General features: G+C 48.5%; 11 protein-coding genes. All 11 read left to right on the plus strand.

Annotated elements, in window-relative coordinates; all coding sequences use genetic code 11:
- The first annotated feature begins 68 nt into the window (after positions 1-68).
- The 11 genes from ACFQ0N_RS28670 (at position 69) to ACFQ0N_RS28720 (ending at position 15149) form a co-directional block, all read left to right on the plus strand.
- Positions 69-971 carry an ABC transporter permease gene (locus ACFQ0N_RS28670; protein WP_379332963.1) on the plus strand — a complete coding sequence of 301 codons (903 nt, stop codon included), beginning with the start codon at positions 69-71 and terminating at the stop codon, positions 969-971.
- A 12-nt stretch (positions 972-983) separates the two neighbouring features.
- On the plus strand, positions 984-1868 hold the full coding sequence (locus ACFQ0N_RS28675) for a carbohydrate ABC transporter permease (RefSeq protein WP_379332882.1): 885 nt from the start codon (positions 984-986) through the stop codon (positions 1866-1868).
- A 31-nt stretch (positions 1869-1899) separates the two neighbouring features.
- A complete protein-coding gene (locus tag ACFQ0N_RS28680) occupies positions 1900-3357 on the plus strand; it encodes an extracellular solute-binding protein (RefSeq protein ID WP_379332884.1) in 1458 nt (485 codons plus the stop codon).
- 61 nt (positions 3358-3418) lie between these two features.
- Positions 3419-4600 carry an ADP-ribosylglycohydrolase family protein gene (locus ACFQ0N_RS28685; protein ID WP_379332886.1) on the plus strand — a complete coding sequence of 394 codons (1182 nt, stop codon included), beginning with the start codon at positions 3419-3421 and terminating at the stop codon, positions 4598-4600.
- Positions 4597-6702: an ADP-ribosylglycohydrolase family protein gene (locus ACFQ0N_RS28690; RefSeq protein WP_379332888.1), complete on the plus strand. Its 2106-nt coding sequence runs from the start codon at positions 4597-4599 to the stop codon at positions 6700-6702. Before ACFQ0N_RS28685 ends, ACFQ0N_RS28690 begins: the two co-directional genes overlap by 4 nt.
- Positions 6703-6774: 72 nt before the next feature.
- The gene (locus tag ACFQ0N_RS28695; protein ID WP_379332890.1) at positions 6775-7464 is read left to right on the plus strand and encodes a TerC family protein; all 690 of its coding nucleotides are present in this window, start codon (positions 6775-6777) and stop codon (positions 7462-7464) included.
- Between the two features lie 234 nt (positions 7465-7698).
- Entirely contained in the window at positions 7699-9339 is a 1641-nt protein-coding gene (locus ACFQ0N_RS28700) for a response regulator (protein WP_379332893.1), read from the plus strand.
- A complete protein-coding gene (locus tag ACFQ0N_RS28705; protein WP_379332895.1) occupies positions 9311-11197 on the plus strand; it encodes a cache domain-containing sensor histidine kinase in 1887 nt (628 codons plus the stop codon). Before ACFQ0N_RS28700 ends, ACFQ0N_RS28705 begins: the two co-directional genes overlap by 29 nt.
- A 251-nt stretch (positions 11198-11448) precedes the next feature.
- Entirely contained in the window at positions 11449-12357 is a 909-nt protein-coding gene (locus tag ACFQ0N_RS28710; RefSeq protein ID WP_379332898.1) for an ABC transporter permease subunit, read from the plus strand.
- A 22-nt stretch (positions 12358-12379) separates the two neighbouring features.
- Positions 12380-13276 (plus strand): carbohydrate ABC transporter permease, encoded by an 897-nt coding sequence (locus ACFQ0N_RS28715; RefSeq protein WP_379332900.1) that lies wholly within the window; start codon positions 12380-12382, stop codon positions 13274-13276.
- Positions 13277-13370: 94 nt separating this feature from the next.
- A complete protein-coding gene (locus tag ACFQ0N_RS28720) occupies positions 13371-15149 on the plus strand; it encodes a type 2 periplasmic-binding domain-containing protein (RefSeq protein ID WP_379332902.1) in 1779 nt (592 codons plus the stop codon).

Genomic DNA, 15149 nt, shown 5'->3' on the forward strand with positions numbered 1-15149 from the left:
TAAATACGGGCGGGGAAGATATGGGAACTAACACTCCAACAACGAATGGGCAAGCAGAGGTGAAAGGAATGAAAGGGCATACCCGCAGAAGGCAAATTTGGAATGATAAAATTTTATACCTCATGCTTCTGCCATGCCTAGCATTTTTCGTGCTGTTTCATGTATGGCCCATTATCGGCATGAAGCTGGCTTTTTACGATTATCGCATCATTGGCGATGATGAGTTTGTCGGGTTCAAATATTTTAAAGAGCTATTCAGTACTCCGATTTTTCTTAAAGTATTAGAAAACACATTAATTATTAGTGCGATGAAATTGTTTATCATCTTTCCGATTCCGATCTTGTTTGCACTCATGCTCAATGAATTTGCCAACAATAAATTTCGCAAGACGGTGCAGGTTGTATCATACTTGCCCCATTTTCTATCCTGGGTTGTTATTGCAGGCGTCTGGTTTGAGTTTCTATCTCCGTCAACGGGTATGATCAATCAGCTGCTGCAGACGTTTGGCTTGCCTGCAACTGATTTTCTGACAGACAAGAGCAGCATACGCTGGGTGCTGGTGGCAAGTGAAGCTTGGCGCGGCATTGGCTGGGATTCGATCATTTACTTGGCTGCTATTATCGGCATTAACCAAAGTCTCTATGAGGCGGCGAAGATCGATGGAGCGAATCGCTGGCATATTGTGACGCGCATCGTGCTTCCTCATTTGTATGTGCCGATGGTCACGATTTTTATTTTGAATGTAGGCTTCATTATGAATGCCGGACTGGATCAGATTCTGAACTTCACGAATGAATCCGTCAACAGCCAGATTGATATTATCGACACGTATGTGTACCGGCTCGGCTTGCTTAACGGGCAGTATTCGTTTGCAACAGCAGCTAATTTGTTCAAAAGCGTTATTGGGGTAGCGCTCGTGCTGTCCATGCATTTTGTATCGAAGAAATTAACCTCCAAAGGGGCATGGTAAGGGGAAGTTAACATGCTGGAAAAAAGACTGACTACTCATAAACTCATTATTGGGCTTGTCCTGACGCTTCTGTCGCTCACGATGTTTGTGCCCATTGTGAATATACTGGCCAAATCTTTATCTGATCCGGCTAAAGTTCATTTGCTGCAAGGCTATGAAATATGGCCGCGGGGTTTTTCCTTTGTGAACTATGAAGTCGTACTGAGCAATCCGATTATCGGACGGGCGCTGGCAAATTCATTATTTATTACAATTGCCGGGACATGCTTTAGCATCTTTTTTACGACGATGGCGGCTTATGTGCTAACACGCAAAAATTTGGTGTTCAAAACACCGCTCATGATTTTTCTCATTATTATTATGATTTTTGAGCCGGGCATTGTACAAGAATATTTGGTCGTGAAAGATATGCACTTACTGGATAATTTGTGGGTTATGGTGCTATATCGATTGATCAATGTCTATTATTTGATTCTTATGATGCGGTTTATTGAGGAAATTCCCGATGCGCTTACAGAAGCGGCGAAGATCGATGGCGCCGGCCATATGACGTTATTTGTACGGATTGTGCTGCCGCTGGCACGAGTTCCGCTGCTGACGATCGGGATGTTTTATGCGGTGGCCAAATGGAATGAGTTTTTCAAGTCGAGTATTTTCTTGTCCAGCCAAGAAAACACGGTATTGCAAGTGCTGCTAAGACAATTCGTAGTTGAACAGGACAGTCTCGCATTAGTAGGCGCTGTCGATGTTATTAAAAACAGCAATATCGCCCAGCTTGATTTTGGTTCGCTGAAGGCTGCGACGATTATTATCGCTATCGTTCCTATATTGATGCTCTATCCGATTATTCTGAAGTATTACACTAAAGGGGTGATGGACGGCGGCGTAAAAGAATAGTGTTCATTCTAACAATTGTGGAGGGAATCACATGAAAAAAAGGTCCGCTTTTATGCTAGTCATGCTGATGTTAGTAGTTAGTGCCTGCAGTACAAAAAACACTGAAGCGCCATCTGAAACTCCTCAAGGTTCAGGCGATGAACCGGTCACATTGACGATTGCTCATAAAGGGATTTTATCTGCCGACGATCCGCTGCTAAAGGCAATTGAAGAGGGGATGAAGGAGGAAGGGAAAAATGTGAAGCTGAAATTTGCCCAGGTGCAGTCCGGTTCTTATCCCGAAAAGCTGGGTCTGCTGCTGCAAAGCGGTGAAATTCCGGATCTGATTTATTTCCAGGGCGGGGATTATCAGTTTGCGATTACACAAAAAATTCTTGAAGATTTAACTCCTTATATCGAAAAGTCCACTTATGTGAAAGCAGCGATGAATCCATACAATGTGGAAAGAACGAAAAACTACCCTTACTTAGTATGGGCTTCGCCGACGAGCAATGTCATCCCGGCCGTTCGCCAAGACTGGCTGGATAAGACGGCTTCGGGCAAAGCGTTGCTGGAAAAGCCGACGATTGACAACTACTATCAGTTTTTAAAGGAAGTAAAAGAAAGCAATGGCGCGCAGTTCGCTCTAACGACAGCAGGCAATTTGGATGAGCTTGACGCGATTTTTGGACAGGCCTTTGGCTTGAGGTCTACTTGGATAAAAGGGGAGGATGGTCAATATGTTTATAGTAAAACAACAGCTGCGGAAAAAGAAAAACTGGAGTTTTACGCCAAGCTGTATAAGGAAGGCCTTCTCGATCCGGAGTTTCTGACGAAAAAATGGGATACGAAGGAAAAAGCATTTTATGATGGTATAGCGGCAATTGTAGCAGCAAATCAAGGTGGTTCTATTAACCTCATTAATCAAAAAATGATCGCTCAAAACGGCGCCGGCTCAGAAATTACGCCGCTGCCGCCTGCAAGTGGTGCTGCGCAAGGCTATACGCCGGTGGATGCGAGTAAGGAGAGCCGCGGATTTGCCATTGCGGCAACGTCCAAGCATAAAGATATGGCATTCGCAGTTCTGGAATATATGACGAGTCCGAAAGGGCAAGTGCTCGATAAGCTCGGCATTGAAGGGGAGCAATATGTAGTGGAGAACGAAAAAATTAAGCTTACAGACAAGCATGCGGAATGGCTGCCGCGTTTTGTCGAGTCGATGGAAAACTTTAAACCGCCTTATGAAATCGATGCTGCTACGCCTTATATGTCCAAGCCGGCACTGGACTCCTTGGAGATGATGGCTTCCATGTCCACAAAGGACAATAGTTTCCTCATTCCGGATGAGTTGGCGGCGAAATGGGATGCGAGTCTCGCGCTTTACAAAGAGTTTGCTGCTGATATGGTGACAGGCAAGAAGACAAGCGCTGACTTCGATAAGTTTGTACAGGATTGGAATGCTGCCGGTGGCAAAGATTTGACGGAATACGCGAATGAGACAATCAAATAAATAGAAAAGAGGAGTGTGGTTTTTTTCGACGCACCCTGTACAGGAAGGAAGGAGGGAACCCGTGTTGTTGTCTGCAGAACAAGTAAAGGGCGCTATATTCGGTATTGCTTTTGGGGATGCGCTAGGTGCAGTTGTAGAAAAAATGTCGTATGCTCAAATCAAGGAGATATATGGCCGGGTCGACACGCTCAAGACGAGCTGGTGGAAAGCAGATTGGCCGGATTCTCTAAGATTGGGCAGAATGAGGGGGCAAGGTATCGTCACTGACGATACGTTGATGACTTTAGCGTTGATGAATGTGTATTGTACGGAGCGCAGGCATTTGGATGCGTACGATATGGCCAATGAGTTTGTGAAGGAAATTGCCTTTCGCCCGCGCTATATTCCCGAATTTGGCCGGGAAGCATTGATATTGGATCGGTTGTTCTATCCGGAGAAGCATATTTTTAACCGGCATGTTCTGGCGAATTGTGAGCCGCGCGAGGGCGGTTACGGCAACATGGTCAACTGTGGCGCGGCGATGTACATTGCTCCAGTCGGTATCGTCAATGCTTGCAACCCTAAGGCAGCCTATGATGAAGCGATTTTGTTCGCTTCCGGGCATCAATTGAGCTACGGTCTTGAAGCTGCGGGCGTAATGGCATGCTGTGTGGCCAAAGCGTTCGAACCTGACGTTACCGTATCCGATATTGTAGAAACAGCGCTGTTGTATGCCAAAGATGGTACAAGAATGGCGATTGAAGATATTTGTGAAAAAGCATTGGAGCTTCGCCCGGAGAAGCATGATCGCGATAAAGTTGTCCGTGCTTTTCATGAGGTAATGGCAAAGTATTCACCTGTCAAAGACGACGTCAATCGCAGCATCGATAAGCTGGGGATTCCATCCAACCATTATACGCCAAGCCGCTTGTTCTCGATAGAAGAGTTGCCCATGGCGCTTGGATATATAGTGCTGCATGATGGCGAACTGCTGGAAGCGATCAAGGATGGAGTGAGCTCCGGGCGCGATACAGACTCGATCGGTGTAATGATTGGTGCTATTCTGGGAGCGATGCACGGCTATACCGCTATTCCTGCAGATGAAATTGCCCTTCTTGAAAGTGCCAATAAACAAAATATTGAACAGCAGTGCATTAAGTTTCATGAAGCAGCAACGATTATTATTGAGAACGATCTGGCGTTCAGTGAGCGCAGACAGCTTCAACTTGGCATAACGAGAGGAAAGGCGGTTGATGTGCAATGATACCTGCTCATTATTTGGAGAAAATTTATGCGGGCTACTTGGGGATGAATATCGGAATCCGGTTGGGAGCTCCGGTGGAGCCGACCATCTGGACGTATGAAAGAATAAAAAATACGTATGGCGACATTACGGGCTATGTAAAAGAATATAAAAACTTTGCGGCAGATGACGATGCTAACGGTCCCTTTTACTTTCTGCGGGCACTCTATGATGATGCGATTGATCGTGATATTGAACCCAACGATGTTGCTCGTGCATGGTTGAACTATGCCCGTGAAGGCGTAGGCATGTTTTGGTGGGGCGGCTACGGGATTAGCACAGAGCATACAGCGTTTACGAATTTGAAGCGCGGCATTCCAGCTCCGCAATCCGGTTCAATCGAACAGAACGGCGCGGCGATTGCCGAGCAAATTGGCGGACAAATTTTCATCGATACGTGGGGATTGGTCAATCCTTGCAATCCCAAGAAGGCCGCAGATTTTGGCGAGGCGGCAGCTCGCGTCTCCCATGATGGTGAAGGCGTGCATGGTGCAAGATTTTTCTGTGCGGCTATTTCCAAGGCATTCGAAACGGATGATATAAATGAAATTATTGAAGCTGGCCTGGCGCAAATTCCTCCGGCCTCCTTATACACAGCAGTTGCCAGAGCTGTTCTGGCCTTCCATGCGGACAATCCGGGAGATTTCCGGGCTTGCCGGGATATGCTGGAAAGAGAATGGGGCTATGACAGATACCCTGGCGTATGCCATATGATTCCGAATGCCGGTGTATGTATTTTAGCGCTCATTTACGGACAAGGCGATTTTAGCAGAACGGTGGAAATTGCCACGATGTGCGGCTGGGATACAGATTGCAATGCCGGGAATGTAGGCACTGTACTGGGGGTTGCCTGCGGCATGAAGGGGATACCGGATAAATATCGTAAAGACATCAATGACGGTATTGTTATGTCTGGTATATCGGGATACTTGAACATTTTGGACATTCCAACCTATGCAAAAGAATTAGCCATCCTGGGCTATCGCCTGGCGGGTGAGCCGTGTCCGCAAGAGTTGCAGGACAGTTTTGTGGAGCGGGAAATTTACTTTGATTTCGAACTGCCGGGATCGACGCATAATTTCCGCGTATCGGATCCGTTCTTTGTCCAGACGCAGCATTCGGTTGAAAAAGCTTATAAAGGCACCGGCTCACTGGAAGTTTTGTTTGATCGTATGACTCGCGGCGAGCAGTCGAAAATTTACTATAAACCATTCTATACAAGAGATGATTTCAGCGATGAGCGCTATTCGCCGACATTTGCACCGAAAGCATACTCCGGTCAAACGGTCTCAATGAAAATATATTTGGATCAATGGAATGGCAATGAGACGATGGGCTTCGCTCCGTATGTGCGGCTGGCCAGCAGCAAACAAGACCTTCTGCAGGGCTATATCAAGCTGGTGAACAATGAATGGCTGGATGTCGAGTTCCAAATTCCCGACACCGAAGGCGACTTGGTCGATGAGGTCGGCATTGTGCTGGAGTCTTATTCACTGAAGAAATTCAAAAGTCTCGGTCGCATCTTTATTGATGAATTTCGGATTCACGGCAAAGCGGACTACACGATTGATTTCAGCAAGCAGCAGGTCAATTTTGGATGCGTGACGCCATTTGCCCAAAATCATGGTGCCTGGAGCATCGATAATGGCGCTTTATACTTGATGACAGCAGAAGCTTGCGAAGCTTACACAGGCAATTACTTTGCCACCGACTATACCGTAGCGGTCACGCTTAACCCGCAGCATGGAGATACACATTTGGTAGCTGTTCGCGCTCAAGGAGCTCAGCGAGGTTATCATGTTGGTTTTGATGGAGCGAATGGGGTATCCTTATATGTGAATGATTTTGGCTTTAGAAAGCTGACAAGCTGCGAATATGCATGGCAGCATCATCAAGATTATGATTTCAACGTCACTGCACAAGGTAATGTTATCACCCTGCATATTAACGGAGAAGAAGTTTTGCGGCATGAGGATGAAAAGTATGGTTACGGCATGTTCGGATTGAGCACACTAGGAGCATCCAGAACTTACTTTAAACAGATCAAATTAACAGAATTTTAATTGATGCTGGAAGAAGGGCGGGGCAATCGCGAGATGTCCCGCTTGTCCAGTTGAATTGAAGGAAGGCAGCTTATGGAACTATTGCATCTAGGATATTCATTGCTTGTTATTGTGTTTATCGACCTTATTTTGTCAGGTGATAATGCAATTGTCATCGGTCTGGCCTGTAGAAATTTACCTGCCGAACAGCAGAAAAAAGCTGTTCTGTGGGGAACGGCCGGGGCGATTGGCATGCGTGTGCTGGCCACGATCTTTGTATTGTTTTTGCTGGAAGTGCCTTGGCTTCATCTTGTAGGCGGCCTGCTGCTGCTATGGATTGCGAGTAAATTGTTAGTAGAAGAGGAGAACCATGATGATGTGAAGGCAGGCTCCAATCTGTGGGGAGCGGTGCGCACGATTATTGTGGCTGATGCGGTGATGAGCCTCGATAATGTACTCGCTGTAGCAGGTGCGGCTCATGGTAATATTATACTCGTTATTGCCGGATTACTAATCAGCATTCCACTACTTATTAAAGGGAGTATGCTCTTCATCAAGCTAACCAACCGCTTCCCGTGGATCGTCTACATCGGCGCAGGCGTACTAGCCTATACAGCGGCCAAAATGATGATCCAAGAACCGGCAATTGATGCATTCGTACCTGACGATTATCGGGAATGGCTCTTTATCGCGGCTGTCATTTTGTTGACGCTGGCAGTCGGATATATGAGGAATGCAAGTAAACGACGCAAAGCAGTGTCGATAAAGCCTGCCCACAAATGATCGGCCTCCGAACGCCCGGATGAAAACGGGAATCGGAGGCTTTTATTTTAGAATCAGTGTGGGTGACCAATATATCAAGTACAGCCTTTACTATTAATTTACCGCCGATTTTAACTTTACCGACGCTCTTTTCGCAAAAAAATATATGGACAAGGGGCCCGATTAAGTTAAATTATAGTTAGGGCTCCTTTTTCGACTGCAGACAGGACATCAAGTGAAAGGCTGTGATTTTCATTGATAAAAGTACTGATCGCGGAAGACGAGATGCTGGTACGGATCGGGCTCAAAAATTCGATCGATTGGCAGAAATTCGGCATGCAGGTCGTCGCCGACGCGCCCAACGGTCAATTGGCTTGGGAAGCCGCTCTGAACGACCAACCAGACCTGGTATTAACGGATATCAAGATGCCTGCGATGGACGGCCTGGAATTGATCACGAAGATGAAAGAAAGCGGATCGCGCGCCAAATTCGTTATACTGACTGCTCACGAAGAATTCGGTTTAGTTCGGAAAGCGCTTCAATTGGGAGTAAAGGATTACCTCTTAAAGCTGAAAATGTCGATCGAGGAAATTGAAGCCTTGCTGGATCGCCTCGGGAAGGAAATAAACGCGGAAGCGAAAGCGGGTACGGCCGCGGGGGTGGAATTTGCCGAGGACGCATCGGCTCGCAAGCAGAATCTGATTAGAGATTATCTGTTTTCCGGCCGCTATTCGGAAACGGAGTTCGCTGCGCTGGCCGCCAGGCTAAACGTTCGGTTCCGGCCCGAGCGGATTGTCATGGCCGCCATGACGATCGGCAAGTATGAACGGATCGAAACGAAGCTGCAAGATCAGCATGGCAGTCTGATCCGGTTCACGGTGCTTAACATACTGGAAGAAGTAATCTGCGGTTCCGGCCGAGTAGAAGCTATTCACGAGAAGGACGAACGCTATATTCTCATGTTTGGTTTCGAAGGCGGAGAGGGCGACCGATACATATATGAGGCGGTGGAAGAGAAGATCGGGTATGTGCGCCACGTGATCAAAACTTACCTGGGATCGACGACGGTTTTCGGACTGAGCTCGATTGGCCAAGGCTACTCATCGATGAACCGGCTGTATCGGGAATGCGCCTCGATATTGGAGCTACTCTATTTTTCGGGCAACGATGCCGTTATCACGTGGGGAGCGAGGGCGCCGGAGTCGGCGGCGGAACGGAGTCGAGCCAAATTGCGGAAGATGCTGACGGAATTGGACAGTCTCGACGAGCGATATCGGCGGGAAGTGGCGTCCGGCATTGATTCGCTGGACGAGGTAAGCGAATTAAGGAGGGGTCACATCGAAAGCCTATTGATTAAATGGATTCATTGGCCGATCTTGCATCTCGAGATGTTTCGAAATGGGGCGGATTCCCGGGCGCTAGCGTGCGTCAAGAAAATTCACGGCTGCGCCACGCTGGACGACGCGATTGAGGTGTTCGTCTCTTACATAGACGAGATGAAGCGTGATGATTCGGGCGCGCCGCGACTGAGCAGAGAAATCGCCGAAGCTGTCTCGTTCATGGAGAACAATTATGCGGAAGCGATATCATTGCACCAAGTGGCCGAGAAAGTGTTCTTGAGTCCCAATTATTTCAGCAGCTTGTTTAAGAAGGAGCTTCAAATCAGCTTTGTTGAATATTTGAACCGGATTCGGATCGAACGTGCCAAGGAACTGCTTGTTCACACGTTTATTAAATCTTACGAGGTCGCCCAGAGGATCGGATACGCCGACGAGAGCTATTTCGGCCGCGTGTTCAAGAGAGAGACCGGAATGAGCCCGAACGCGTTCAGAAGGCGGAGCGTCGTCCAGGGTCAGGCGGTGGGGCATGGGGATTCCCAAGAAGAAGTACGATAGAACGTTCCGCGGCAAGCTGTCCAATCAACTGATCGTGTCCTTTATCGGCATGTTCCTGGTCGTATTGCTCGTCAGTATGGCCGCGGCTTATTACGCGATTCTCGGCATTCTGAAAAACAACTCAAAGGAAAACGGGTTAAACGTAATGAGCCAATACAACTACAACCTGAATACGTTCCACAACGAGATGAACCATATCTTCAGGCAGATGGTATTCCCGAATCAGGCAGGAGAGACGGGCATCGTCCAAAGGCTAATCACGTTGGACCGGCTGCCGGAGGTTGAGCGAACCGTTCTGCTATATGCCGGGTTTCAGTCGTTTAAGCAACTGATGTCCAACTATTCGTATATTCGTTCGATCAATTTCTACAGCGACGAAGGAACGGCTTTAAGCGCCAGCCGGGAAGCCAATCAATCGACAACGGAAACGGATGGCGACGGGTATCGTTTTTACCAGAACATTCTAAGGAAGAGCGCAATATCCGATCCGGGCAAGCTTGTATGGCTGGGAGGATACGGGGAGCGGGAGTTCGATCTGAAAGGCGCTAGACGGAAGCAGGCCGTTTCCAAACCTTACATTACGGCGGTACGAAGTTTCTTCTCGGGCAGCAAAGCGGGCGTCATCGCGATCAATGTCGATTTGGATTATTTTACGAGCATCTATAACCGGGCGGGTAGCACGCAAACCGACAGAATGTATATGGTCGATTCCACCGGCATGATCGTTTCCCATAACGATCCGTCCCGCATTGGACAGCGGATCGACATTCAGAACTTGTTAGAGTCTGGTTTATTGGAGGGTTCGCCATCCGCGAGTTTGGAGCGGGACGGCCAACAAATGATGGCCTACCGGGTAGACGGCCTGGATTGGATTCTCATCCTGGAAGTTCCGTTGAGCATATTCGTTCAAGACGCGGGTAAGATCAGAACGATCGCGCTGGCGACCCTGTTCGCAAGCCTGGCATTCGCCATTCTGTTGTCCCAATATTGGATCAGACGGCTTACCTTGCCTCTCGTCCGTTTAACCGCAGCCATTCGGAAAGTCAAAGCGGGAAAACTGGGGGCTACTGTCGAGATACGAGGCAGCCATAACGAACTGGGCATCTTGATTGATCAATTCAACCTGATGTCTTCCGAACTTGCAAACGTGATTGAACAGAAGGAAAAGATCGAAGAAGAGAAGCGCACGATAGAAGTCCAAGCGCTGCAAACGCAGATCAACCCGCATTTGATCTACAATACGTTAAATACGATCAAATGGATGGCGATCATGATCAAGGCGAATAACATCGCGGAGAGCATTACCGCGCTTAGTGATATTTTGGAACCGTTGTTCAAGAAGCAGCAGGTGTTATGCACGATAGAAGAGGAGCTCGATTACATTCACCCCTATATCAAGATCATGAGGTTCCGGTATGGGGGCAGCTTCAAGGTGGAGATCTCCGTTCCCGAGGACATGTTGGCATGCCGGACGCTGCGATTCATTTTGCAGCCGATCGTCGAAAATGCAATCTATCATGGACTAAGCGGTCGCCAGGGCGGCTGCCTGTCCGTCTCGGGAGAGTTTCGGGAGGGGACAGCGGTCCTGACAGTGAGGGATGACGGAGAGGGCTTTACGGAAAGTAAGCTGTCCGAGGTGAGGAGTCTGTTGATCGATACGTTCTTGGAGGAAAGGGAGGGCCAAAGGGAGGAGAGCGGTTCAGGAATCGGATTGTGGAACGTCCAGAGAAGAATACGGCTGCACTTCGGGGAACGATACGGAATCGTGATCGATAGCCTAGAAGGCTACGGCACGGAAGTGCGGCTGACGCTTCCAGGAAAAGAAATGATAGCAGAAAGAGCACGCGCATCGAACTAATAATCGGTGCGCGCGTTCTTTTTTTGGCAGTACAGAAATCGTAAGATATTCCGATATTAATCGGACCGATACGCCCGACAGCCCCTAAGAGCATATTTCCGTCCGATTAATCGTTGGGAATTTCATCGTTTTCGCCCCCCGGACGGAGCTATAATGAATTCACATTCAACCGAGCTTTATGGAGAAAGGCAGATGATAAGGAAGTGGCAAGCTTTACGAGATCACTGGCGGAGAGAAAACGGATAAAATTCATGAACAGAAGCTACAAGTCCAGGCGGGGGCTTCAGTACTTCCTGTACGCCTTGCCATTTGCCGCGTTCGTGCTCGCATTTGCATACGTCCCGTTATTCGGATGGATCTATGCGTTCTTTAACTACAAGCCCGCTCTCTCGCTGGCGCAGATGGATTTCGTCGGCTTCGACAATTTCGTCAAGCTGTATCGGGATCGCGAGGTCGTCGGGCAGGTGCTGACGAATACGCTTGCGATCAGCTTCATTTCGCTGCTGTTCACCCCTTTGCCGGTGATCATGGCGATCCTGCTGAACGAGATCGGCAGCGGCAAGTTCAGAAGAATCGTTCAAACAACGACGACGCTGCCCAACTTTATCAGCTGGATCGTCGTGTTCTCCCTGGCGTATGCGATGTTCTCGCCAAGCAGCGGCCTGGTTTACGACGTGTTGGAAAAGCTGGGCGTACAGAAGCCAATGATCGGCGTGCTCGGAAGCAACGATTGGGCCTGGATGTTTCAAATCCTGCTTGGCATCTGGAAGTCTCTTGGCTGGGGGATGATTATTTACATTGCGGGCATCGCGGGTATCGACCCCGAGCTGTACGAAGCGTCGAAGATCGATGGCGCAAACCGCTTCCAGACCATGATTCATATTACGCTGCCGGGACTGGCCCCGACGTTTTTCGTTCTACTGCTGCTCCAGATCAGCAATATACTGAACAACGGGTTTGAGCAATTTTTCGTATTCTATAATTCGCTCATTTCAGAGAAGCTGAACGTTCTGGATTATTACGTTTACAGTTCTGCGTTCCGCGCTTATGACTACAGCTACTCGACAGCACTCGGCATGCTCAAGACGTTCGTCAGCCTGCTGCTTCTGTTCGGAGCCAATCTGTTCTCAAAGAAGCTGCGCGGCGAGTCATTAATGTAGCTGTATGAGAGGTGAAATGAAAATGAACATTAAGAAATATGGGAGCTTCTCCGGCCGATTGTTTAACGTTTTTAATTATGCGCTGATGACGGTGTTCATGATCGCCTGCTTGTATCCGTTCTATTACGTCATCATTTATTCGTTAAGTGACCCACACAAGATAAGTCGTGGTGGTGTGTTCTTCTGGCCGGTGAATCCGACGATCGACAGTTACGTTGAAATTTTATCCAAGAAGACGGTGCCGCTCGCGTTTGTGGTATCGGCGGCCAAGACGGTGTTGGGAACGGCGCTTTGCATTTACTGCTCGTCGCTGTTCGGGTACCTGATGACAAAGCAAGAGATGCGGTTTCGCAAATTGGTTTACCGGTTCGTGATTTCCTCCATGTACTTGGGGGCGGGATTGATCCCTTGGTATTTGACGATGAAAGCCTATGGCCTGCAAAACAGCTTCCTGCTCTACGTCATTCCCGGCATGCTGAACGCCTTTTTCGTCATCCTGATCAAGACGTATATCGAGTCGATTCCGGCTTCGATGGAAGAATCGGCGGAAGTGGACGGCGCGGGGTTTCTGACGATGTTTCACCGGATCATCTTTCCTTTGTCCAAGCCGATTATAGCGACGGTTGCCGTTTTCTCAGCGGTAGGCATATGGAATTCCTGGCAGGACAACTTTTTCCTGGTCAGCAATCCGAACCTGCAAACGATTCAGCTTATTCTGTACAAGTATTTCAACGAAGCAACGCTTCTGGCGGCCGAACTGGCCCGCAATCCCAGCGCGATTAAAGAGGCGCCGAAGATCTCGTCCGAAACTGTGAAAATGACGATGAGCGTCATCTCGATCGTGCCGATACTGCTCGTGTATCCGTTCATGCAGCGGTATTTCGTCAAAGGCATCATGCTTGGGGCCGTAAAAGGCTGAGCGGGAAACGAAACGTTCGGCGCAAATGAGCATGGGGTCAACGGTTCACCCTATAAACCGTTAACGATATAAATTGATAATGGGAGGCTATCAAGTGAGAAAAAGAAAAAAGTGGATTGCGGGCATTTCGATGCTTCTGGCGGCGGTCATGATCTTACTCTCCGCATGCTCAGGCAACAACGGAAACGGCGAGGCAAGTCTGTCGAAGGGCAGCCCGAGCGGCGGACAGGCGGAGGGATCACCGACGGCAAGCCTGACGGGACCAGGCGATGCGGCGGAGCTTTCCAGAGATCCGATCACGTTGAAGGTGTATTGCTACGGCTGTCCATCGGAAGGGATTCAGAATACTCCGATGGATCAAGCGATTAAGGAGAAATTCAATGTGACGTTCGACGTCGTTTCTGGAGACGAGCAGAAGCTTCAGGCGATTATTGCAAGCGGAGACTTGCCGGACATCATCTCCTTAACCGGTAGTGTCGCAAACATGTCGGACACGTTGATTCAAGGCGGGCTAGTGGTTCCGATGGATGAGCTGATCGAGAAATACGGTCCGAATTTTGAGAAATATAGCTCGCTAGCGCTCAGCATGATGAGAAAGCTGTACAGCAACGGAACGAATAAAGTCTATTTCCTTCCCCAAAACGTGCAAAAATCGTACGAGCTGATCAATAGAGGCGGATTCGTAGGTTTTTTCACAAGATGGGATTTGTACAAGGAAATCGGCGCTCCGGCCATGAACAACGAAGATGATTATTTGAACGTGCTGAAGCAAATGCAAGAAAAGCATCCAGAAACGAAGGACGGCAACAAAGTATACGGCTTCTCGGCTTGGACGGACTGGGGGCCTTGGGCCTATACGATTTCCTATCCTTTCATGCACGGATATACGGATGTCTCGGATTTATATATGAAACAAGAAACGGGAGAACTGGAGGATGTGTTCACTGATCCGGACGGTATCTTCTGGAAAGGGATTAAATTTTTCAATAAAGCTTATCGGATGGGGCTGTTCGATCCGGAAGGATTTATTCAGAAGAACGAGCAGTATACGGCGAAGGCGGAGAACGGGCAACTGCTGGTCGTCGCAGCCAATTGGTTCGGCGGCAAAGCGCTCATGAAGAACGTGGGTACTGATCTTGCCAAATACATCGCGATTCCGGGTCCATTCCCTGTCATTCCAGGCGTTTATCCCGCCGATAACCCCTTGGGCTACAGAATTGGCAGTGCCAAAGCGATCACCAAAAACAATAAGTATCCGGAGAGAACGATGGAAATGTTCAACTACTTCAACTCTCCTGAAGGCACTCGTCTACTGTTTGGCGGCATCCAGGGTAGAAGCTGGGATATGGTTGACGGCAAAATGGTCCCGCTCAAAAATGAAATTACAGACGACCCGGCATACCGGGAAAAAGAAGGAATCGGCATGTATGCGAACATTTTAGGGGGACTTTCGGAACTGTATCCTGACGATGACGGCAAGCCTTCCGTGCCCGGCGTCGAAGTAGATACATCTTTGCTGGACGAGGCAGAGAGAGATTTTTCCGCTTATTACGGCGAAGGCTTGAAGTACCCAGGGCAAGTTTACGACAAATGGATTAAGGAAGGTAAACTGAAATCGCCAACGAACTTCTGGCTCGCACAGTCTATGATCAAGTATAGCACCGATGCCGCCCAACAAGCATCAAGTAAGGCGAGGGAGTATTTCATGGCCAACGTCGCCAAATATATTATGTCCAAAGACGATGCTGCTTTCGAGACGGAAAAGGCAAAAGCAATTGAGGAATTTAAGAAACTGGGCATGGATAAAGCGTACGAGGAGCTGCGTCAAAGCTTTGAGGAAGCGAAAAAATTGGCGTCAGAAATCACTCAATAA

This window comes from Paenibacillus sp. GCM10027626 (assembly GCF_042676285.1).
In the GTDB taxonomy this organism is placed as follows: Bacteria; Bacillota; Bacilli; order Paenibacillales; family Paenibacillaceae; genus Paenibacillus_Z.